This is a genomic window from Vibrio sp. V15_P4S5T153 (genome assembly GCF_963874485.1).
Classification (GTDB): Bacteria; Pseudomonadota; Gammaproteobacteria; order Enterobacterales; family Vibrionaceae; genus Vibrio; species Vibrio anguillarum.
Genome location: NZ_CAWNHR010000017.1, coordinates 805,900 through 827,688 on the forward strand (window position 1 = coordinate 805,900; position 21,789 = coordinate 827,688).

Annotated in this window: 26 protein-coding genes; 16 read left to right on the plus strand and 10 right to left on the minus strand. The window is 37.4% G+C overall.

The window, feature by feature from the left end; all coding sequences use genetic code 11:
• Nucleotides 1-5 precede the first annotated feature (5 nt).
• The 7 genes from AACT42_RS14870 to AACT42_RS14900 all read left to right on the plus strand — a co-directional run bounded on the left by AACT42_RS14870 (nt 6) and on the right by AACT42_RS14900 (nt 4,421).
• Nucleotides 6-347: a hypothetical protein gene (locus AACT42_RS14870; RefSeq protein WP_094131885.1), complete on the plus strand. Its 342-nt coding sequence runs from the start codon at nt 6-8 to the stop codon at nt 345-347.
• Between the two features lie 219 nt (nt 348-566).
• On the plus strand, nt 567-1,346 hold the full coding sequence (locus AACT42_RS14875; RefSeq protein ID WP_094131884.1) for a hypothetical protein: 780 nt from the start codon (nt 567-569) through the stop codon (nt 1,344-1,346).
• 94 nt (nt 1,347-1,440) lie between these two features.
• Nucleotides 1,441-1,686, plus strand: a complete 246-nt coding sequence (locus AACT42_RS14880) for a hypothetical protein (RefSeq protein ID WP_094131883.1) — start codon at nt 1,441-1,443, stop codon at nt 1,684-1,686.
• 173 nt (nt 1,687-1,859) lie between these two features.
• Nucleotides 1,860-2,516 carry a 2OG-Fe(II) oxygenase family protein gene (locus AACT42_RS14885; RefSeq protein WP_038128613.1) on the plus strand — a complete coding sequence of 219 codons (657 nt, stop codon included), beginning with the start codon at nt 1,860-1,862 and terminating at the stop codon, nt 2,514-2,516.
• Nucleotides 2,516-3,265 carry a 2OG-Fe(II) oxygenase family protein gene (locus tag AACT42_RS14890; protein WP_094131882.1) on the plus strand — a complete coding sequence of 250 codons (750 nt, stop codon included), beginning with the start codon at nt 2,516-2,518 and terminating at the stop codon, nt 3,263-3,265. Before AACT42_RS14885 ends, AACT42_RS14890 begins: the two co-directional genes overlap by 1 nt.
• The gene (locus tag AACT42_RS14895; RefSeq protein ID WP_094131881.1) at nt 3,252-3,611 is read left to right on the plus strand and encodes a hypothetical protein; all 360 of its coding nucleotides are present in this window, start codon (nt 3,252-3,254) and stop codon (nt 3,609-3,611) included. Before AACT42_RS14890 ends, AACT42_RS14895 begins: the two co-directional genes overlap by 14 nt.
• Nucleotides 3,612-3,650: 39 nt before the next feature.
• Nucleotides 3,651-4,421, plus strand: coding sequence for a hypothetical protein (locus AACT42_RS14900; protein WP_094131880.1), 771 nt, complete (start codon nt 3,651-3,653; stop codon nt 4,419-4,421).
• Between the two features lie 35 nt (nt 4,422-4,456).
• On the opposite strand, the gene AACT42_RS14905 is transcribed toward AACT42_RS14900, so the two are convergent.
• The 3 genes from AACT42_RS14905 to AACT42_RS14915 are packed head-to-tail and all read right to left on the minus strand — an operon-like array spanning nt 4,457 to nt 5,539.
• Entirely contained in the window at nt 4,457-4,927 is a 471-nt protein-coding gene (locus AACT42_RS14905; protein WP_094131879.1) for a hypothetical protein, read from the minus strand.
• A gap of 15 nt (nt 4,928-4,942) precedes the next feature.
• Nucleotides 4,943-5,158: a hypothetical protein gene (locus tag AACT42_RS14910; protein ID WP_045592197.1), complete on the minus strand. Its 216-nt coding sequence runs from the start codon at nt 5,156-5,158 to the stop codon at nt 4,943-4,945.
• A gap of 15 nt (nt 5,159-5,173) precedes the next feature.
• Nucleotides 5,174-5,539: a hypothetical protein gene (locus AACT42_RS14915; protein WP_141193162.1), complete on the minus strand. Its 366-nt coding sequence runs from the start codon at nt 5,537-5,539 to the stop codon at nt 5,174-5,176.
• A 186-nt stretch (nt 5,540-5,725) separates the two neighbouring features.
• Here AACT42_RS14915 and AACT42_RS14920 point away from each other — a divergent pair, with 186 nt between their 5' ends.
• Complete coding sequence (locus AACT42_RS14920; RefSeq protein ID WP_094182925.1) at nt 5,726-6,853, plus strand: ATP-grasp domain-containing protein; 1,128 nt, start codon at nt 5,726-5,728, stop codon at nt 6,851-6,853.
• Between the two features lie 151 nt (nt 6,854-7,004).
• Here AACT42_RS14920 and AACT42_RS14925 read toward each other — a convergent pair whose 3' ends face one another.
• Complete coding sequence (locus tag AACT42_RS14925) at nt 7,005-7,733, minus strand: hypothetical protein (protein ID WP_094182926.1); 729 nt, start codon at nt 7,731-7,733, stop codon at nt 7,005-7,007.
• A gap of 893 nt (nt 7,734-8,626) precedes the next feature.
• Between AACT42_RS14925 and AACT42_RS14930 the strand changes: the two genes are divergently transcribed.
• Nucleotides 8,627-8,986 (plus strand): hypothetical protein, encoded by a 360-nt coding sequence (locus tag AACT42_RS14930; RefSeq protein WP_094133257.1) that lies wholly within the window; start codon nt 8,627-8,629, stop codon nt 8,984-8,986.
• A gap of 41 nt (nt 8,987-9,027) precedes the next feature.
• Here the strand turns inward: AACT42_RS14930 and AACT42_RS14935 are convergent, their stop codons facing one another.
• The 5 genes from AACT42_RS14935 to AACT42_RS14955 all read right to left on the minus strand — a co-directional run bounded on the left by AACT42_RS14935 (nt 9,028) and on the right by AACT42_RS14955 (nt 12,590).
• Nucleotides 9,028-9,240, minus strand: coding sequence for a hypothetical protein (locus tag AACT42_RS14935; protein WP_045592188.1), 213 nt, complete (start codon nt 9,238-9,240; stop codon nt 9,028-9,030).
• A 186-nt stretch (nt 9,241-9,426) separates the two neighbouring features.
• Nucleotides 9,427-10,251, minus strand: a complete 825-nt coding sequence (locus tag AACT42_RS14940) for an ankyrin repeat domain-containing protein (RefSeq protein WP_094133256.1) — start codon at nt 10,249-10,251, stop codon at nt 9,427-9,429.
• Between the two features lie 413 nt (nt 10,252-10,664).
• A complete protein-coding gene (locus AACT42_RS14945) occupies nt 10,665-10,862 on the minus strand; it encodes a hypothetical protein (protein ID WP_094133255.1) in 198 nt (65 codons plus the stop codon).
• A 177-nt stretch (nt 10,863-11,039) separates the two neighbouring features.
• Nucleotides 11,040-11,771, minus strand: a complete 732-nt coding sequence (locus AACT42_RS14950) for a hypothetical protein (RefSeq protein ID WP_094133254.1) — start codon at nt 11,769-11,771, stop codon at nt 11,040-11,042.
• Nucleotides 11,772-11,819: 48 nt separating this feature from the next.
• Nucleotides 11,820-12,590: a hypothetical protein gene (locus AACT42_RS14955; protein ID WP_094133253.1), complete on the minus strand. Its 771-nt coding sequence runs from the start codon at nt 12,588-12,590 to the stop codon at nt 11,820-11,822.
• Nucleotides 12,591-13,014: 424 nt separating this feature from the next.
• Here AACT42_RS14955 and AACT42_RS14960 point away from each other — a divergent pair, with 424 nt between their 5' ends.
• The 6 genes from AACT42_RS14960 to AACT42_RS14980 all read left to right on the plus strand — a co-directional run bounded on the left by AACT42_RS14960 (nt 13,015) and on the right by AACT42_RS14980 (nt 17,523).
• Nucleotides 13,015-13,395, plus strand: coding sequence for a hypothetical protein (locus tag AACT42_RS14960; RefSeq protein WP_094134211.1), 381 nt, complete (start codon nt 13,015-13,017; stop codon nt 13,393-13,395).
• Nucleotides 13,396-13,501: 106 nt separating this feature from the next.
• Complete coding sequence (locus tag AACT42_RS24825) at nt 13,502-13,786, plus strand: zinc ribbon domain-containing protein (RefSeq protein ID WP_176432236.1); 285 nt, start codon at nt 13,502-13,504, stop codon at nt 13,784-13,786.
• Between the two features lie 464 nt (nt 13,787-14,250).
• Nucleotides 14,251-14,961 carry a hypothetical protein gene (locus AACT42_RS14965; RefSeq protein ID WP_094134213.1) on the plus strand — a complete coding sequence of 237 codons (711 nt, stop codon included), beginning with the start codon at nt 14,251-14,253 and terminating at the stop codon, nt 14,959-14,961.
• 103 nt (nt 14,962-15,064) lie between these two features.
• Nucleotides 15,065-15,646 (plus strand): hypothetical protein, encoded by a 582-nt coding sequence (locus AACT42_RS14970; RefSeq protein ID WP_094182927.1) that lies wholly within the window; start codon nt 15,065-15,067, stop codon nt 15,644-15,646.
• Nucleotides 15,647-15,713: 67 nt separating this feature from the next.
• Nucleotides 15,714-15,863: a hypothetical protein gene (locus AACT42_RS14975; protein WP_339373675.1), complete on the plus strand. Its 150-nt coding sequence runs from the start codon at nt 15,714-15,716 to the stop codon at nt 15,861-15,863.
• A gap of 97 nt (nt 15,864-15,960) precedes the next feature.
• A complete protein-coding gene (locus AACT42_RS14980; RefSeq protein WP_094133779.1) occupies nt 15,961-17,523 on the plus strand; it encodes a hypothetical protein in 1,563 nt (520 codons plus the stop codon).
• A gap of 58 nt (nt 17,524-17,581) precedes the next feature.
• Here AACT42_RS14980 and AACT42_RS14985 read toward each other — a convergent pair whose 3' ends face one another.
• A complete protein-coding gene (locus tag AACT42_RS14985) occupies nt 17,582-20,818 on the minus strand; it encodes an HD domain-containing protein (RefSeq protein ID WP_094133778.1) in 3,237 nt (1,078 codons plus the stop codon).
• Between the two features lie 799 nt (nt 20,819-21,617).
• On the opposite strand from AACT42_RS14985, the gene AACT42_RS24830 reads away from it, so the two are divergent.
• On the plus strand, nt 21,618-21,764 hold the full coding sequence (locus AACT42_RS24830) for a hypothetical protein (protein WP_445286093.1): 147 nt from the start codon (nt 21,618-21,620) through the stop codon (nt 21,762-21,764).
• Nucleotides 21,765-21,789: the final 25 nt, after the last annotated feature.

The window sequence follows — 21,789 nt, forward strand, 5'->3', positions numbered from 1 at the left end:
GCACAATGAATGCAACACATATTGAAATCAATGAGGTTTCTTGGACATGCGCAAAATGCGGTCATGAAAACAAAGACCTTATTAAAGAAACAAATGAGCCGCTATGCGGTGGTTGCGATCAGGTCTTTGATTGGAATCAGATTAATATTGATGTAACTACGTTCATCGGAGGTGAAGAAACTTATGTTAATCTTAGCGAACTTTGCCTTATTGAAGAAAAGCTAATCAATGAGCTTGAGGAAGTGATTCTCCCCGCCCTGATCGGGCGAGGGTTTACGGCGGAGTTGCTAACAAAACTTTCAAAGACAGCATCAAAAAAGGCGGATTTATCCGCCTTTTTATATTGACCCTCTATATTATTTATGTATAATCGAATCATTCCTTAGAAAACAACCTCAGCATGTTCTGACTCGTTTAGGAATTGGCTTGCCAGCCAGCGGATTTTGTCGGCATCGAAAGATGATTGGTAAACAGGCGTTCACACTTCATCACATGATTCTACCTTTGAACTTTTGTGATTGTGAAAAAACCGACAGCGCAATCATAAATAATAAAGGATAGAAACAATGTTCAAATCTAATGATCATCTTGAACAATACGCACTAAATCTTACTAAAGTCTTTCACGTCGAAAGCCACGGTAAATTTTCACCTAAAAAGAACTTTGTCGCTTCGTGTCTAGCAAAGGCGATGTTGGGAAAGCCTGAGGGCTATAGCATCAACACCTTGAAGGCTGAACTAAAGAACAAGTCGTTATCCGAGCCTGTTCAGGTGTCCACTGATACAAGCCAGAATCATCCAGAAATCTTGTTTAATGAGCATTTAATGAGCGACTTGAATGCATTTATTGACACGGATTTTTTCTTTGAGCGTCTTTTGGTTGCAATTGAAAAAGCAGTTGAAGGTGAACTGGATGAGCGTATTTATGATTTGCTAAATGAAGACGGTGAATTGTTTGAATGGTGTTCTGAACGTCTTGCGTTCACTGAGTCGGATACTGATTACTATCGTGTCTATGATTCTATGTATGGCGATGTGCTGACCGACTACATTAACACTGCGGCTGAAAATCGCACATATGATCCTGAAACGTCGTTCACACGCTACCGAATCATGGTAAACAAAGCTGCATATTCAGAGGTTTTGAAAGATAAGCTTCTTGAATGGTTAGAGTTTTTGGCAACTGACTTGAATGATGAGTTAGATGAGTCATTCCCTACAGAGAAAATCCGCGCTCTACACGAATTAGAAGGCGGTTTTCAAGATGAGCAGGGCGAAACCATTGCTGAACTCTTAAAGCAGCATCTAAAGGCTAATAGCGCGTCCCTTTACGTGTCTTACAACTAATACTAGGCGATAACAATGAATAGCCAGCGGGGATAACGCTGGCTTCAAAAAGAGGTTTACTACGGCGCAACCAAGCGATTACACACGACACCCAATGGGATCTATTGTTAAAAACAGTGAATCCGAAACCATTGCTCGAAACATCATGGTTATTTTGATGCAAAATGGCAATGAGTTCCGAAAGATGGAGTTTGATGAGTATCTTGAAGCTCGAAAGAGTCATGGTGCTTCTGAACGAGAAGTTATGCGCGATAAACCGTACTTTGATAAAGTGGTAGAACACTGTTCTAGCGAAGAGAACGCCGACAAGTTCTGTGAAGAAGGGAAAAAGACCAATTGATAATTGCGCAGTATGCGCTTAAGACCGCTTCAGTATATGGAGCGGTTTTTTTATGCCTTCATTAATCAGCTCTAGTATAGAATTACTCATTAGTATATTATTTCTGAAAAGTTATTAATTAATAAAATACTGGTTAACAAAAAGCCAAATCAATAAAATAAGAGCAATTATCAATGGACAAATATCTTTTCAAAGACCATTTCGTTCATAAGCATTCTGCTGACATATTTGAAAACTCAGATATAGATGTGAACAAGCTTTATGAGCAGGGTTTTATTAGTAATAAAGTCATCCCCTCTTTAAACAAGAAGCTTCTGAAGCTTTTTAAAAAGCTGTCATTTGATGAGTATCACATGGACTCAATCACACACGGTAAGGGTACAGAATACAGCTTTAACAAAAACGGCTTACCACCAATGGTATCACTGCTGGTGGATAAAATTTACAGTGAGTTCGGATGTGTACTTTCCATGTTCGATATTGAAGAATGCCCTCTGGGAATTGAGGTGGCTGTCTGTAAGCTATCTGAAGGGTATTACGTAGATTGGCATCAAGACTGTACTAACCAGGCTGTAATTAGCTTCTGCATGGTCATTAACGAAGAAGACTTTGAAGAAGGTGAAGGCGGAGTTTTGCAGTTTTCAAAAGTAAAATACGATAGTCGTGGAAGCATTATCGATAGAGAAGTTATAGGAAGCTTCCCTACCAATAATTCAGGTCAGATAGTCTTCTTCAATCCCTCAGATCTGAATTATCAGCATAGATGCACCGAAATAAAAACTACGAAAACAAGATACTTGGTCTGCGGAATTATTGGGGAAATTGGCTAATGTTTACCACTGAAAGAATTGATATAAATGATTTGTTCACAAAGGGATTTACTGTTGGATACTTGCAAGAAGAGTGGGCTAACAAAATCCTTAAAGTTCTGAAGAACCAGGCTTGGATTGAGGTTGTCCCTGATGTCTTAAATTCATATGGCGAGATCGACAAATACTATGAATCCAGATACATCTCTGTAGCCTCTATGATGAAACCTGACGAGCCAAACAGATGGTTTAAGCGTTACATGGATGAATTTTGCTTGTGGGCTGAGCCTGTACTTAGCAAGTTTGAGAATGGAAATTCATACCATGTTAGTGCATTTTGCGGCACTGAGGGTTATTTCATGGAGCCTCATAGCGATGTCGGTGATCGCTCTGTTCTGGATATCATTGCTTATTTTGGTGATGATATCGGTGACGTAAATTCTGGGGGTTGTTTAGACTTCTTCAAGGTTGATGTTAAGGATCCTGAAAACCCAAACAAGATGACATTTTTGGATAGGGTTGTTCCTAAGCACGGTATGATTGTGATTTTTAATAATATGAATCCAACCATTTATCATGAAGTAACAAAATTGATTAAGCCTGGATGTTGTCGTTTCCAGTTAATTGCGCAAGCAGGAATGATTGATAAGCCTGATTGGAGTGTTGATTATAAAGCCGAAAAGGGTTTTTACAGTTACCATAAAAAAGCGGTTTTAGGGAATACAGATTCAGCTTTAGAGATATTGGAAAATGGTCATGTTGGTGAATAGTATTTTTAGTAACGGGCTTCTTGATTTACGATTGAGCATCCAATCAGTTAATGATTATTTTGTATGTATTCTTAGTGAAGATGCTTTGGAAAATGGTGATAAACTATTAGTGGTAGCCCAACCTCATGAAATGAGTTTTGCATCAATAAAAAATGGTAAATCATTGTCCGATTATTTGAGTGATTATGGTGATGGTTACGATTTTCCAAATGATGGAATTAGCTACTTCATTGGTTGCGTCCCTGATGGATGGGTATATGATCAAAAAAATGCCATAGATAAAATCACGAAAATTGATGGTGATTTGAACGTGTCTGACTTTGATTATATCAGTGAACTTTTCTAATTTAGAATAAAGATAAACGTATGGATTTGGGTGTTTAAAATGTCTATTTTGAATCGTGAGAATAATAGCATTGTTGTTGAGTCTCAATATCACAAGGAACAATATTCAGAGTCAAGGCAGGAAAAGACTGCCGAGGAAATGTTCAACGAGATATTTATGCAGAAGCATAACAAGTTGTTTCCTGATGGTAGAGTGCATACTGGAAAGCCAGCGCCAGAACATGGTTCTGATGCTTATTATACTGTGTCTATTTCCCCAAAGTTTGAAGAGTTTGAGACTCAAATTGAACCGCCCATTTATCCAACGGTTAAGGCTCTTGTGGATAAGGGATACCACACAATTTCAAGTTGCGCTGGTCATCCTATACGTATTCATTTGCAAATAGGCTTTGGTAGTGAGGAATCCCGTTCAAAGTTTCTAGAAGCCGTGTTGAAATCTGAAATACCTGCACTTACCTATCACTTTGTTAGTAATGTCGCTAATGTTTCAAATCACTCGATTTCCAATGATGGCAGCTTTGATTCTAAATCAGGAACGGTTTTTGATGTGGAAGCTGAACAAAGTTATATTGATAAGCGTGATGCTGATGGATTTAATTTCCAGTTTGGAACAAACTATAAAAAATGGTTTTTTCTCGATATCAATATAATGGAACCAACCATAAACCCATTCAAAACACTGTACTATAAGTTATTCTTATTGCCTAAGAAGCAGGAAATTCTTGAACAACTCCATCAGCTAATGATTGGTGAAACAATCCCTAGATACGATGAAATTTATAATAAACCTAAGAGAAGCATTTTCTTTTAATCGAAAAGCTCTGGGTTTATTTATAAAAAAAGCCCTTAAAGGGCTTTTTCAGTTTTTTCACTTTTAACAGAATCCTCAACAATCTTTTTCTCATTGCAGTCAAAATAGAAGGAAATGGCTTTGCAAATAACGAAATGAAGAAAAAGTAATGCATACGCTTTAAAGGTTGTATCGCCAGAAATTTCACTAGTGGTAATTTCATCAGTTGGCAAAGAACCATAGTATTCAAACATGGTTACACCAATTAAGATATTTGCAAGCATGACAATTGTCATAAATAGAAGCTTAGGAATAAATCGAAATCTTTCCTCAGTTTGAATTGAAGAAATTGAAAAAATAAAAATAAAGAGCGCCAACTTTTCCAATGCTTTAGTAATTTCTGAATCTGAAAGGGCTAAAAACAGATTGTATCCAACAATAAATAGAACCAAGTAAATCAAGTGGGATAAAAAAATCTTTTTTAGATTAGAGTTCTTATAACTTGCTTTCAGTATTAATGATTTCATTGCTTTGCGCCCTTTTTAGTCATTGTTCTTGTATTGAGGGTCGTTTTCAAGCAAGAACTGCTTCACTTCTTTCGATGAGTCGGAATTCAATACGTTTTCACCTTTGCTTCCGTTACTGGATTTTTCGAACACGCGGAAATTCCAACATGTGCAGGTTTCTGGGTGACAGCGATTATGACCGCTCTCAACTAGGTATTTAGGGGTGAGTTCATTTAATTCGTATGCGTTCATTTTGTTTCCAAATTATCAAAATTGGTTAGAGCATTGACTTGTACTGACACTCCCCGCCCTGATCGGTCGAGGGTTCTTTTTAAGCGGCTCTCTTGAGTGTGCGACGAGCGCACACTCAAGCCTCCCCACTAGAGCAACGGTTCTGTTGCTTCTACAGCCAACCGCTCTGACTGTAAGTACGGTATTAACTCCCGTAACCCAAAGGAATGGCTTTAATCTATCTTTGTAGTGAACTCGAATATGTACGCTTCTCTGATCCCAGTCACCAGAAGCACGTTCTTTCTTATCAAGCTCTTGCTTATGAGGAAGATTTAAAGCTTTAGCGATCTTGCAGTTTAACTCATACACACCTGTATTTTCAGGTCGGATATTAGTATTCATTTTTCCAATATTTATCATTTATTAAGAGGGTTTAATCCCTAGCGCAATTATTATACATATATGAGCGGCAAAGAAAAGCATATTTAATGATTTATTCGTAGGTTTTGATTTGTAGTGGTCACTTTCGGTTGACTTTTATGCTGAGAAATGTATTATTTAAACAATTAAATTTATAAGGGCTAAAAAATGAAAAAGGGTTTAATTATAGCTATTGAGTTCGAAAGCCTTGCGTTTTTCGAAAATGCTCTTGAAATCGCAGGTTGTAGATTTAATGAGATTGAAGAGGATATGACTCATTGTCTCTTGAGAGAAAGAGGTAAAGAAGTTCTGACCTGTAGAGAACTTGGAATCCCATACCTGGCTTATGTCAAACCGCAAACAAAACAAGATCGTCAAGAGGGAAAGTTCTCTATTGCGGAAGTTAACTTTGACATTAATTCTTTGGATAAAGATAAATTTGCCCTTGTTGTAAGAAAACAGTCGAACTCCTACCCTGACAATCTTGGATTTGATTACTTTATTGATAAAGCTACTTCAGAAAGCGTCAAATACTGGGCTGATCTATTCACTAAAGATGAGATTGGTCGTAACGTTGAAATCTTGTCACAAGCCGAATTCCTTGATTCTTTGAAATCAAAAGAACTGTCATTTCCATTCTTTCTAAAAACTCTTGATAAAGGCTCTCACGGCAACACTTTAGCGAAGGTGTTTGATGAAAATAATATCAGGTTTTTATTGCCTACATCAGAAAGACCAGATCTTGATGTTGAAGGAACAACCTTATACCGATACCTATCCTTATTTGAAGATTCTGTGCTTACCTTATTTACTGAACAATCAAGTTACTTCAATCCGTGGGTCGGAGAAAGCCAAATTATTCCAGCAAGTTACAAATCTTTGGATGGAAAACTCATCAAAAGCGATGTCATTAACATCTTAGATGATCTTCGTTCCTATCCGAATAAAGAGCATCGTGCTTTCATCGTTGATGGAAAGGTAACATCATTAAGTCGTTACTTTGATTATGACTACTACGTTAGTCCTAAACATGTACTGGATTACGCCCAGGATTTCGCAAGCAAGTTTAAAGAAAGACTCCCTTTGATTTGTGTGGCAGACTTTGCGGAAACAACAAGCGGTGTAGAGCTTATCGAAATTAATCCCTATGAAAATAGCGGTAGATATCTAATGAATGATCCAGAAAAGCTTTTTCTTGCGATTATGACTCTTTCTGGTGGTGATAAACTGAAAACATCTAATGAAGGATTACTTGTACCAAAAATTAAGCCTAAGTTACTTTTGAATGAGTTCTGATACGAAGCCTCCGACATTGGAGGCTTTTATCAATGAGTAAAACTTTACTCATAAATTACTGAATTCTAATCTAATGAGTAAAACTTTACACATTTCTCAAGTGCAAAGTTCACTAGTTATATATATTACTTATCAAGTTTGCACTTTTCGACTACCAAAGGCATTTGAATTTGGAGGCTTTTAATACTGTCACAATAAGCTTATCAAGTTCTTTTGAGTCAGATAGATTGTTTGACTCCAAAAATTTTCCGAGATTTCCAAGTTCAATCTTGTCTTCTCTTTTACTGTAAAGGGGAAAACTATCATTTTTAATCAGTGAAGATAGAAAATTTGCAGCATAGTGATCGATGAGTCGGGTGCGGAGATCACGGCTATTCACTTCGGCATTAATAATATGCGAGATATCTGCGATAGTGTGCTCATTGCTTATGTTTTCCCTGAAGGTTTTGCTAAACATTGATTCAGAACCTCTATAAAACGCAACCTCATCGGTTTCGAATTTTATGATTTCTGATACCTGCAATAAAACACTCATCTTAGTGTCATGTGAAAAGTAGTCATGTTCTTGCTTTGCAATTGCGTCATACAAGCGTACAAGCTTCTTAATTGGTGATTGATTTAGCTCAAATACGGCATATAGAAAGTCACAGTGATGTTTATGCGATTTATTAAGCTGATTAAAAAAAGCTGTCGAGTCGCAGAAGATGGACTTAATACAGTCATTGTCTTCTAATCGGAAACCATAACTGGTGATAAGATTCGATGTTTGCTCAAGTATATCGAAGAAGCAATTCGCTGTATCTTTGTGATCATGACCTTCCAGGAATTGAATGCACTCCCTTCCTAATTTGCTCAATGAGTGGATTTTTTTAAGATTCACTATCTATTTCCAGTACATGTGTGGTTTTAGAAGTATACATTTTGGTCAAGAATTGTAAATCTAACATGAACCAAAAAATCAATTCGAAAGAAAAATAAAAAAGATATTGACTTTTAAAATCTGAATCAATATCATTGAAATCGTTCCCCAGAGGAATGTTCGGAAACCTCCCGAACTGAAAGCACTTGCTTTACTGCGGCGGTGCTAATATAGAGGGGTCATCAATGTACATTTTGCCTTCTCAGGTGGTTGGTACTAGAGAGATGACGCACACTCAGTGGGTTTGGCGACTCAAAGGTGTGCAGGATGAATTTGAATCCTTAACGGTGGGTGGTTAAGCTCATCTTATAGAGGGTCGCTGGATTCAAGGCTAAAAAAATGAGGTGAGCGCCAACTCATTGTCTGTTTTTGGTCAGCCTTTAAGCTTTTATGGCAAGCAGATAACTTAAAAAAATTGAATGATGTATTATCATTTGTCCCGATGAAAACGCAAACAGTTATTAACGAAGTGCTTTCATGTAGAGGCTGAAAAGTCATACATGCCCTAACGGGGGCTAAAGAAGATGCTCGGGTATCTAGGTTAGTCAGGTGAAGTTAGAAGGTTATGGCCTAACAATTCTAGCGGAGCCAAAAAGTTAATGGTTGTTGGAGGTATCGCACTCAGCCCGTAACGTGAGTGTAGCAAAGCTAGTGAAGCGTCTAACAAACGCGTGAACGCCAAGATCACTAGAGAACGAAAGCGAAGCGTCTGTCTTTCCACTATATCGAGAAATCGGTGTAGGCAATCAACCGCCCTCGGGCGGTTTTTTGTTTTTATGGATTTGAATAAATTAATTTATTTACTTTACACTCTTCTTTTGTATAATAGAAGAAAATTAAATTAGGGCATCAAAATGAATAAAGAAATTCCTGTATCTATTGCTAGTGATATTTCAGTTGGCAAACATCTAACTCCAGAACAAAAAGCAAGAATCATTCAACGTGGGGCTTATAACGGAAAAACTGTACGCCAAGTAATGAAAGACATGCTAGTGAATAATGGCATGTTTGAAGAGCAAGCAGATGAGGTTATGAAAGTTGCTGAACGCGATATCGATTCAATGAATGGGAACTGGGGAAGAGAAGCTGATGGATACCCTAAAGTCATTATTACTTTAACGGAATCACACGTAAAGCGTATCGCGTTAAAGTGGATTAATGAAAATGCACCTGAAGCTTGGTTTAAGCCGATGTTTGAGCAGCATAATCAATGATTTCGATAACGGGCAGCACTATCCCTGCCCGTTAAATCATTCTATTTTGTATCTCCCGATAAGCTCACGCGAAAATATTGCTTACTTTCTTTGTCGATAGAGGCAAGAAACCTCCCCTCTTTTTCTTCTGCAACTTTAAACTCATATAGTGTTAACGCCTCATTGATTAAATCTAATGGGTTGTTGTGTGCAGAAATTGATACCAACTCTTCCAGTTTTTTTGATTGTTCATCGGTCATCGTGATTGTATTCATTTTAAATCCTCTTTGAAGTTTCACCTATTATTTCAAGATAAAAACCCTTTGTAAATCATCGATTTGCGAGTATAAAATGAGTGTTCTTCGAGTATAGAATGAGTAAAAAATGAGTAAAAAAGGAAGGGTGATAAAACAATACCAATTAAATCTACAAAAAGGCAGGCATTAGCCTGCCAGTCTCGATTATTCTCCTATGTAGTCATTAGGGGATATGTCAACGGCATTCCGAATGGTCATATCTGCGCCATGCGACTTAAGAATATTAAGAGAGTCTGTTTGGTTGTACGTTATGGCTCTGTGAGCAGGGGTAAATCCCCTATTACATTGAGCATTGATGAGTGAATCGGCTATATGGTTGTCCAGGATGTATTCTAAGACCTTATTTGAGCCGCGCTCCGCACAGATATCCATTCCGCTAAAACAGTCTCCATCGCGCTCCAGAGGGCTTATGCGACTATCAATAGCAATCTTCAGTAGTTCAAGATTGTCTAGCGTACACGCAACATGAAATAGATTGCTGTGATTTTGATCTCTGAAGGCAGCGAGTTCAGAGAGAGGCAAAGCAGAAAGCTCGTTAAATCGCTCATCATTAATGAGCGTAATGATTTTTTCTTCAGACGGGTTTATTTCTCTTTTCTCAGAGAATCCGAATAAGGAGTGTAATTGAGGCAGCATACTTTCAAAATCTGCATTTGCTTCTATTCCACCAGCGAGCATAGAGATCAGTTCATTGACATCGTATCCATCTGGTAAGTCTTCGTCATCGAACTCATCGTCATCATCCTCGGTTTCAATCTCAGGCTTTATGTAGTCTCTAAATACAGAGCAAACTAGCATTGTCTGGTTAAACGAGTTCTCAAGGCAAGACAGGTCGAAATCCGAAGTATCAATCTCGATATCATCTTCCATGATGTTCTTCGACTCTTCATCAAAAATGTAGAGCTTGTCAATATTGAGTGAGTATTGAGAATAGATGCGAATAATGCGATCACCATTTTCAGTTCGCATTAATTTTTCAAAAGCAGCAATCGGATTAGAAATTTGACCGCTGTAATACAGATACTTACCAATCGACTCTAACGCGACAATATGATTTATACGCAGAAGGCAATATAAATCAAGGTGTTATAACAATATTAGAGGGCTTTTAATTAGCAATCAAGACAAAAAGAATATTCGCCTAGTTCTGAATTTTTTGCACCCAATCACCATTCCGAGTGATTTTTAACGGACGTGCCATCCGAGCCATTTGTCTCACCAGAGTTACTTGCCATTCTTAGAAAGATTTTTTCTTAAGAAATTCCGCAAAACAATCATTAGGAATTGAACCTAACTCCCTTCACACCTGTCCTCGGCTAGCGAGATGGAATCGAACCATCCCTTAGAAAAAGCTTTCGGAAAAGCTTTTTCTAAGAAGTGTTCTACTTACTCTCTAAATCGCTCTTGTATTGTTTAACATTCTCGCTGATTTGATTTACCAATTCATTTGCAGCTTCACTGCTGATTGCTGGTGCGCCGTTTGGTAAAACCAGATTGGAATCATTCTGATTGAAAATGGATTGATAGATCGTTACTAAGGAAATTACCGTAAGGACTAAAAGTACAGCTAACTTTTTCATAGTTTCAAATCCTACATGTTTGCGACTAAAAATGAGAACGAAATGAGAGATACATTCAGGATGATAGCACTCTGAACGAATGATAGCTTGATTTTATTCTTTTGTTTCATGGTATTGACCTCAACCTCTTCTATGCTTTCAATTATACGTAAATTACAGTCAAAGTCAATACTTAAATTATTTTAAAATGTACATCTCTTTAAGCTGTTCAACAATATTTGCCTTAGATGTTCGGACACCATTAAGCAATGCAGAGCCTTTCTTTAGTGTGATCGCAACTTGCACTGGTGAGAAGTCTGCAAAACGAATCACATTAATGGTGTGCGTGTCATTTTGTGACTGCTTCCAAATCTTAGTTTCATTAGCCAGTAAATCAGCAGCCATTGAGCCAATCATTGTGTGCTTGGATTGAAAATCCTGTAGTTTTTTAGCATCTTCAATCCTTTTATTTTCTTCTTCTTCCTTGCGATCTTCATCAAGGTGAGCGATATACATAGCGCGAAGGTATTCCAAATCCTTTTTGTGCTCAATTAGAATATCTTTAATAGTTAAAGCAATCATAGAGCCAAGTGCAGTACGGATCGCATAAATATCTGCATATAGATATTCGTCTTTTTCATGCACAGAATCTAAAGTAAGGGCTGGAGAACCGATATTTACATGAGATGTAAACATTACCTCGTTTTTGTTTAAGCCACCCATCATCTGGATAGAGCCATATACAACATCAACTCGATCTAGACTTTGTGTTTTAGATGTGCAGTTAAACTTAATGTCGCCTGTAGATAGCAGTACTAGTTGAACGGTAATATCAGGTTCAACACTAACTGAAAATGGCTGGCTATCCTCTGCGTTAAATTCAAACTTCAAGCCTGCGTCATAGAATTTCGATAAAAGGGAATGGTACATAATTGACTCCAATGATATTAAGGAAGAGTCTTCCCCTTCCCTGAATGTTTAGATTAATGAAATTCTTTTAGCAAACTCAGCTTTAACTTCTTCAATCGAAGATGGGCGTTTTGCTTCAATAATAACAATAGACTGCTCTTCTGATGTGACAGAGTAATAGTTTGAGTGATTACCTGCAAAGTTCAATCCATATGTGTTTTCGATGTATTCAATATCGCTGTGCATATCACCAAAGCCACTAGAACCTCCACAACTAGTTGTTCCAGTATCAATAGCGATATTATTAGCAACATATGCAGAGCACACTAAGTTAAATTCAAGTTCACTTAGTTCGCGCCAACCTTCATTGTATTCATTGTTTCCGACATCAACGAGTAAAGAATTTGAAGAGTTAAAACAGTATTTACCAATAGACAGATCTAGATCTTTATCTTCAAGAAGAAGCAAGGTTTCTGACGAATCGCAGCGAGAAAAGTACATAGATTCAGGTAGGGTATTAATCGCTTTCTCTACCTCAGATAAGGCTTCATTGAATGCTTTATGCCAGATACCCTTGAAAGCTTGATAGCCATCGATATCAAAGAACAGATCGCACATTAAGTCACGGAACTTATCTTTCTTTTTTGAAAAAGATAAGCTGGTATGACGCTCTAGCTTAGGCTTTTTGGGCGCAAAGAAATCATCAAGCTCTTTCAGGGTGCATGGAAAATCTGAACCGTATTTGTTTTTTACTTCAGCAACAACTTTATTCGCGATAAATGATGCAGATACGTTTTCTAGGACTTTAGAGCCTGGAATGATAATTTTTGTTGATGGCATTTGTAAATCTCCAATATACATTATCTTTGGGTTCTCGCTCGTTACAAAACCCTTGATAAATAAAAGGAGGATTTTGACTTTTCCATTAAGTTTATGGTTTCCAGCTCCCGTTAAGGATGAGTGATGCCAAGGGTCTAACCCCCAAAGCGACTGACTAAGAGCTTGCTTAGCCTTTCCCTCTGTTATGGCTTAATTATACATATATAAGGCGCAGAGTCAACATATATGGAGTCATGGTTTTGATTTGTTTGTATAGTAGATATTGTGCAAATAATAAAAAAGCCAAGAGAAAGCTATAAATGATAATGGCTCTCAAGATTTATGTATACAGATCTCAATTTAATAAATAAATTAAAACTCAGTAATTGACTTGTTTTTTTATATATGTATAATAAAGACAAATGAATAATTAAAGGACTTAACCATGTACAAACCATTCAATGATCTAAAGGAAATCCCTGATTACTTTCGTATCGAAAACGATGTAGAGATGGGGTCTCCGTCTTTTGTCAAACACCCAGTGTTTCCAATCTTCGTGCATTCTGAGGGTGTTCCCGCATCGGTAGAAATTGGTAATGTCATTAGTGGTAGCATTTCAGTTCGAATGGAAATTGCGTACAAGGCAGATGAAATCCTTGAAATTATGCATCGCTACATTGAATCAGGCGATCATGATGGAATTAATAACTTGGAAATCGTTTTGATTGAAAATACGTACAGACTTGTTACTGAAATAGAAGATCAAGAGCCTGATTTTTTTGAAACTAAGAATTTGGATGAGATTGTTGCGAAAATTTCGCTATAACTATCAGAAAATTGAACGAGAGTGAGCGCAATCCCCTTCCTTTAGGTAGGGGTGAGCGAACATGAAAACAGAACCAGATTATTTCTTGTTTTAACTAAAAACCTTGTTGCCACATAAAGCAAGCTCAAAAGAGTGTGCTTGTTGTGGGAGCTTAAATACAGAGCGTCCAGATCAAGCGACTTTTATCTGTTTGTCATGTGGGAACAGAGATAATGCAGACTCAAATGCCGCTAAAGTGCTAAAGAAACGATTGATACATTACATTAAAGAGAATGCGTTTGCCAAAAGCAAAACTCGCAAAAGTATCTTGAAAAGAAAGAAAAAACTGGCTGACAGAACCGACACCAGTATAAAAACGAGAGACAAAGAAAGAGCGGTGCTAACATCTTAATGACGTTAGCCATAAGACCATAGAGCTATGGCACCTTTCACCTGATATTTCATATCGGAAATGTTTCTAACAGGATGAATATTTGAGCTTCGGCATCAATTATTCAGAAACCCAGTCGTTTAGAGCTGGGAGGTTCATAACCCAGTACGCATAATGAAGTGTGCAGTGCATAACATCAGAATCGTACATTGAAAGGCATTAGCCTTTCTTGAATCTTTTAAATCACTACCTCACTATCAACAAGGTAAGCTTTAATCCAAAACATATCCCTCTCTTGGGTATCAAAGAGAAAGAGGTGTGGTAGGTGCAGCAATCTGTGAGCTGATGAGTCAGGGTTACGACTCTGAATTTTTTAAGTCACTTGAGAACTTTAAACTTAAATAAGGGGATTCTTATGATCCGATATGAGTATAGAACAAGGGGGTATCACCGACTTAGTAACTAACTAAGAAACGAGGTGATACATGTATTATTTAAAATGCATTGACGGTAGCAAATCCAAATTTAACTCCCTTAATGAGATCTTCGAGAAGCTTGAGGCTGAGTTTCCTAATAGGTATTGCTATTCTAGATATGGAAGATATTGTTACTCTCTTTTAAAGACAGAAAACTGTATTGTTGGCGAGACATTTGCTCCAAGAATTTCTCTTATCGGTCATTTTCATGAATACAAGCTTAATCAGGCTGTTCAGATTTTCGATAAGAATGATATTTTTGCTCGCAGTAAGTATCCTGGTCAACCTTGGAGTTACACAAAGCACGGTAATGAACCTTACCTATGGTTGTCTTGTGTAAACAAATACATTGTTCTGGATGCTTTTAACCGTGTAATTTCAGTTGAGTATATTGTTGAGCGATACAAGCAACGCTATAAGGCTCTTCATGAGAGAAAGGGAAATGGCAGATACTGGGTTAGTAATCGACCTAACGGTGTAAGAAGCGGCTACAAGCGCGATAAAAACCACCAGAAACGTCTTAACGCTCATTATAAGCCTTGCACCCTTTCGAATGAGTTAAAGGCGATTACAAGCCGCGATGAGTTCGATTTGCAATGTCCTTTGAGGACTGCAAGAAAGACCACGGCGCAAGCTCTGAATCGTTACGGTGAATGCCGCTGGGATAGCATCATTCGCTGCTGGAAGAATCAGAGCAAAAAGAGAAAGCAATGGATGTGAACAAAGCCACCGCATGTCGGTGGTTTTTTATTGCCTGAAATATTTCTTTACTATTAAACTAATTAATATATAATGAATACATAAAATATAGGGAATAAACCTCATGAAAAAACAAATCACATTATCTATGATTTTGGCTGCGGCATTAGTTTCAGCGCCATCTTTCTCATTTCAAAATGAACAGTCTTATGACTTGAATGAATTGGATATCAAGTTTGGTGGGTGGTCAACTCACACTCCTAGCTCAGGTCTTTCAAGTGAGAGCTTTAATAAAAATCATCTAGGTTTAGGTGTTGCTTACTACCCTTTTGCTAGTAAGAACAGTAATCACAAGCTTGGAGGTGAGGTTTGGTACATGAAGGATATTTTCGATAACCCTAGTTTGTCCGTAATGGCATCATATAAGTATCGTCTTGATGTTAACTACCTGATTGACAGTATCGATCTTGGATTCAATGTAGGTATCATCAACGATACAGAGCGCACTTACACTACTTCTAACGGAAAGTTTGTAGGGTATTCAGATGAGCGCGTTTCTCGTATCGCTGCGACTCCACAGCTTACTGTAAACGTAACAGAGGCAATTCATGTGGACATCAACTACACGAAAAATGACGGTTGCTCTAGCCTTGGGAAGGATTGTGACTCACTATTTTTCCGCCTGGGATACAAATTTAAAATTTAGTGAAAGATTAATCGGACTTTATACATTATTTAATAAATAAATCACTGACCAAAAACCCGAATAATGTATGATTAAAGCCATCAAAAGAGATGTTGTTTATGACATTCCACCAGAACCCAAAAATTACAAACCGAAGACAAATTTCTTTGGGTGTAGAATTGATCTTCTCACTGAAGATGAGTTGATTGAAATCGGTTTCATTGTTGGTAATGCCTGAGTTGATCAACCTTTTGATTTAAAGTGGTAATTTGCTTGCCATGACTTTTTTATCGTGATAATTACCTGATTAAATATTTATATTATAGGGAGATGTGATGATTGTTTTAAATCTGGAAGAGTTCAAAGATAATGATGCTCACATATCAGGAGATGTAATCCTTAAAGCAAGGGCTGAAGCTAACAGGCAGGTTAAGTATTCGTTAGCACACTTTTATTTTGATGGAGAGCTTATTAGCTACCCGAGCGATGCCGTAATTTTTATGGAAAAGCCTAATGACTATCAAATTAATGGAATTATACATTCACGTAAGTCATCTAGCTATTCATCTAACTATGTATACAATGCGTTAGTTACCAAATCATCTCAATATGATCTTTGGAATGGAGAGAGTATTTTTGACTTGATTTCTGTTTTTCAGAAAGCGGCAAATCAAAGAGATCTAGATCAGCTTTCTGAACTGATAACTTATCGACCAACCGTTCTGCAATCTCAAAGATTAACGCAAGCTGTGCTCAATAAGTTCAAGTGCGGAGAAGAAGCTTCTAAGGCGTGTCACTTCTATATTGATAGAAATGGTTATGCATTGATCACAATGCGTGATATCAAATATTTATTTGAGATGTTTTACGATGATGAAAAATACATGACTAGTAATTTTTATGCCAAAATGTTTAATCAGGTAGGATACTATCTATGCTCGGAATCTGATCTCCCCTACTTAATCTCTCTATGTAAATCTGATAATTTCAGAAATGACATGTCTAAAGAGCCTGGTAAAGATGTTTATAAGATAGAGGGTATTCCTGTACAGAAAATCGATATGAATTTTAAGGTTGATGACGTAAAAATTAAGCCTTCGAGAATTAAGTCATCCATTCCTTTAAATGAATATGGGTATACCGCAAATCAGATAAAATATGCAATGGAGTCAATCTGTCGTCAAAGATATAAAACGGCAAGAACTCTTGCTTATACTTCGGGTATGTCACTCACACAATTAAGTGATTTTGTGGATATTGCGGTAAGAGACAAGTTAATTGAATCCGTCCATAATGATGTATTTACTTTTTCTTCTGTAGAGCCATTTCAATTCACAATCAAGGGTAATGCCTTGTCAATGAAAAGAGGTGGTAAAAGAATGAATAAAACTGCACTTAAAAAACAAATGAGTATCATTGTTGAACGCTATTTGGATTCAAGAAAACACCTAGATAAGATGGTTCGAGTTCCTAACTGCTTAGGTTTTTTCGGTTCTTCTATCAATAAAGAAGCTGTTGATTATGGTGATCTTGATGTTTTTTTCACTACTGAACTTTCTACACTGGGAGAAGAAAAAATTTATGATTTCATTAAAGATCGCCCTAATTCTAATCCAGCTCTAGTTTATCGTCATCTTCTGTCTCAAGAATATAGTAGTGAACTATTCCCGATAAAGCCTCCTTCTGTACCTGAATACAGTAGACTTGATGGTTATGCTGAGAGAGTTGCTAGAGCATTCCTTAAGCGTAAAAGTAAGCTTATATCCATACATGATTTAGATGACGTTTCTGGAATAGATGCTGACTTTGAAGTTCATTATATTGGAGATGAAAAACTCGATAAACCTATTACAGATTATCAAGAGCTTCGCAAGGCTTTAAGTCGATTTATTGATTGAAATTATAAAAGCATAGCCTTTTGGATATGCTTTTATTAGTTATCAATGGGTTATTAAACTAGTCCAAAAAACCAATAACGGGCGAGTAATACACCTCTGCTTGATTGAAGTCAACAGATATCCTTGCTGATGACAGATACCTTGTAACACTACCCTTGTTTGAATAATGAGTAAGGCTAACATCATCGACCTTATCTGCCAGACTGTAATCTAAAAGCACTCTATCCCAATTTAGCTCCGAGTTATAATAGTTCTTGATATTGATGTTCCATACCTCAAAACCTCTCTTTGCAACTCTATACTTCTGCCAATTATTGCTAGCTATGCCTTGTTTGTATTGCTTCAACTTGACTTCAATGTTTACCTTTCCACTAGTCGAGATTTTATCACGTAGTTGATTATGATCGCCATGTGTTGTGCTGAGAGCAATTGAAGGACAGGTTATGTATGTCCCTAGCGAAAATGGATTATCAGATCCAGAGGAAAGTAAATAATCGTAGTTTCTTATGGTTTCAAGAGCGCCTATAAGTGATTCTGATGTTGTAGATACCTTACGTATCGCTGGTGATGCATCAATCTTATTGGCAGTAAATTTATTGCTTAATGAGTTAACCGCATTTGCTTTCTGTTCGGAGCAATCTTGAGTAATCATTAGCAATTCTAGCCGTTGAGATAGTTTCTTTTCGAAGTTAAAGGATACAGGGTATCTTGGTCTATTTACCCTCTCCCCTATCGCATTTACCGCATGATCGGTTTCGATTCCTGGATACCCCCATGCACTAGGTTTACCCATGTAGGATTTGATAGTGTCAGAAAAGATAACGATATTCGGGTGATTAGGGCGCATATTAGGTCGGTGACGCAAAACTCGACCTGCACATTGAATTATGCTTCTATCACTTAGAGGCTCTGTGATTATCCAGTCGTAATCATGGTCTCGCCCCGTTTCTTGTATTGAAGTTGTCGAGACAACAATCATTAACTCTTTCTTTCCATTGTTCTTGGATTCATCAACCAGTTTTGAGATCAGCTCATTTTCAAAAGGCTCGCTTTTTGTCCTTTTTAGAGCTGTATCCAAAAACTCTTCAATTGCGAATCGGTCAACATTCAGCATTCTAGAGTGATAGCAAACCACTTTGTAATCAATATCTATACTGCTATTGCTATTGCTATTTAGTAAGTGAATAGCATATTGCTGAGCACTCTTAACGTGGTTAAATCTTACAAAGCCAAAAGAAAGCTTAAAGCCATCTTTATCCTTGATGTTGTGGTATTTATGGAGTTCTGAAATCTGATCATCAATAACGCTGAACGCTTCATCCTCATCGTATGAATTGTTATTCGTAACTAAGTTTATGTACTTCGCAAATCTACGTTTTGGCTCGTCATAAAGATGCTGACATACGCTATCAATAAAATCGCCATATCCGCTCATAAGAGAGTCAATGTCAGAGTTATCTTGGATGCTTAAGTATGGGGATTTGTTTGAAATAAAGCCTGTGTACGGAGATTTATTATCATTGATTATTTCTTTGTGGATCTCGTAACCATGCAAGTAAGCGTTTAGCATGGATTGCGCTATTACTGGCGATATCGTTGCTGATGATATAATCACCTTTCTACCGAAACTTGCAAATAGGTAGATAAGCTTGCCGATAGCAACTAGAGAGCTTGCATCAAAATCATCCAGTTCATCAATGATGAGATCATTGTTCATAGCAATGAGCATAAGTTTGCATTGAGAGCTTCGACGCTGAGTAACCAGGCTGATGATGTGGTCAACAGTCATAACACTAATTGGTGATGAGAGCATGGAATGCTCTTTGGATTTCTCACTAAACAGCTCCATTAAAGGTGAGTTAAATGCTCCTACATCTCCACTAAAGTCAGCATGTTCAGTATTATTCATGTCCATAACGCCATTACCAGTAACATCTATATCATGATCTTTTGGCGCTACGTGACTACCAATCAGCATTGAAACGTCAGATTTATTGAAGCCAATAATATCGCTGGTATAGTCCCTGAACGCTTGTTGAGTTAATGTTTTTCGCCCAAGAGCTAGTGTGAACCGTGTTTCATTGCAGATGTTGCTCATAATCATAGGGCAGCCTTTTGTTTTACCTGCCCCTGTACCAGAAACAACTATTCCAAAAAAACCTCTATTCTTGTCTATGGTAGAAAGCTGATTTACTACATGCTCTTGCCAGTAGTAAGGACTCTCCGATTTTAAACCAATAGGTTTTAGTGAGTCAGGTATGCTTTTACTATGGATGGCAGGAAGCTTTCGATATTCATCGTGTTCAAGCAAGAATAGTCTTTCAAAAATTTCAGATGATTTATGAGTAACTTTGATTGTGTGTTTGAGCAAGCTATCAGCCCATCGATAAAGACCATCTTCATCTTGTCGAGTATTCCCGTAGGTGATCATTGAGCTGTCTTGATACTCACAGATTTCTGAATGAGCGCTACCTAGATGATCTCCATATATCAAAGCTGTCTTTGCTTTGTAAAATAATGCGTGAGAGTTAAACAGGTCTAGCTTAAATTTTGAACTATTGAATGCTTGTAATTGAATTAGCTCATTAACGATATCAGATACACAAAGACACCAAGAGTCAGAGTGCCATAGAGGGGTGTTTGAAAACTCAAAAAACAAATCTATGTTTTGAAAGCCGTGAGGGTTAATGTAATTGCTATTTATTTTTATTTCAGAAAATAATTCGTTGTCTATTTTAGTTTCTTTTTTTCGCTTTCTTTCACGTTTTCGTGTTTTGGGAGTTTCAGGAATGGAGATGTGAGCAGCGTTGATTCTGTGGTGGCACAGTATAAGCCAGACTATTGAGCTAGTTATCGCGCAATGCTCCCAATTGCCTTTACACAATATGCGCTTACCACTTTTAAGTAATGGTATCTTGTTATCAAAATTGTTCACTAAATCATAGATCTCATCCTCAGAAACTTGAGATATCGCTGACTTAATCTTTTCTTTTAACGAATAAAAATCACCTAGAGCGTTGCTTGAAAAGTAGGATTTGACTTTTTCTGGTGTTGAAAGGCTGCTAAGTTTACCCTCTTCAAGAAGAGGGAGAAGCAATAGGACGCTTACCAGCTCGTGCCTTAACGGATCCGCCAGCCCGATGGATGTTTTATCTCCAGAAAATAATGATGCTTTATCTTTATTAATCACAGAGCTTAGTTTTTGCTGGAAGCCTTTTGTAGATTTGCCTAGATCATGCATTAGTGCTGAAAGGCGCACAATACGGTGCATAACTTCCAGGTTGAAGTTGTTCATTTAATAGTCACATTTATTGATTAATTTATTGGGATAGAAATATAAACTTTCATCAAAAAAATGTCCACTTGAACTGTTAGGATCAATTTACTCGATCCTTTTATTGATTTTTAATTTTATTTTAAATAAGATAAAAATGTTCCTTTTCTAAAGGATATTGATGCTGGTTTATACGTCTCACTGGTGGCTTAAAGATCGAACTGGATAAATCCTTTTGATGATAAGGCGTTATCCGCCTCACTGGTGGCTTAAAGAATATGTTCATCCTTGCCTAAAGTGCTAGTTATGTTATCCACCTCACTGGTGGCTTAAAGAAAACAAATAGTCGCGACTGGCATTATCTTGTTGTTATCCACCTCACTGGTGGCTTAAAGATATGAGAACAAAACAATGACACTTACAGAAAAGTTATCCACCTCACTGGTGGCTTAAAGATATAGCACAAGCTGTGCAGTGCGAAATTAACTGTTATCCACCTCACTGGTGGCTTAAAGAACAATGGTGTAAAACAGCTAAAAATTTGATGAGTTATCCGCCTCACTGGTGGCTTAAAGACATTGAAGTCTTGTTCGCACACCATTCCATTGGTTATCCGCCTCACTGGTGGCTTAAAGAGATGCTTTAACTTCAATCGCAAGTGGACAAAAGTTATCCGCCTCACTGGTGGCTTAAAGAAACTACGCAAGAGAGGCTGCGCAACACCTTCGTTATCCACCGCACTGGTGGCTTATAGATATAAAGTTAAATCAGGTTCTACTTTACCGATGTTATCCACCTCACTGGTGGCTTAAAGAACACAATGAAATCTCTACACACATCAACTCAAGTTATCCACCTCACTGGTGGCTTAAAGAACTGGTCTAAACGGGTGGTTTTCCCGTTTACGGTTATCCACCTCACTGGTGGCTTAAAGAAAGCGTTGAAAAGCTTCCTATTCTGTTTGTAGGTTATCCACCTCACTGGTGGCTTAA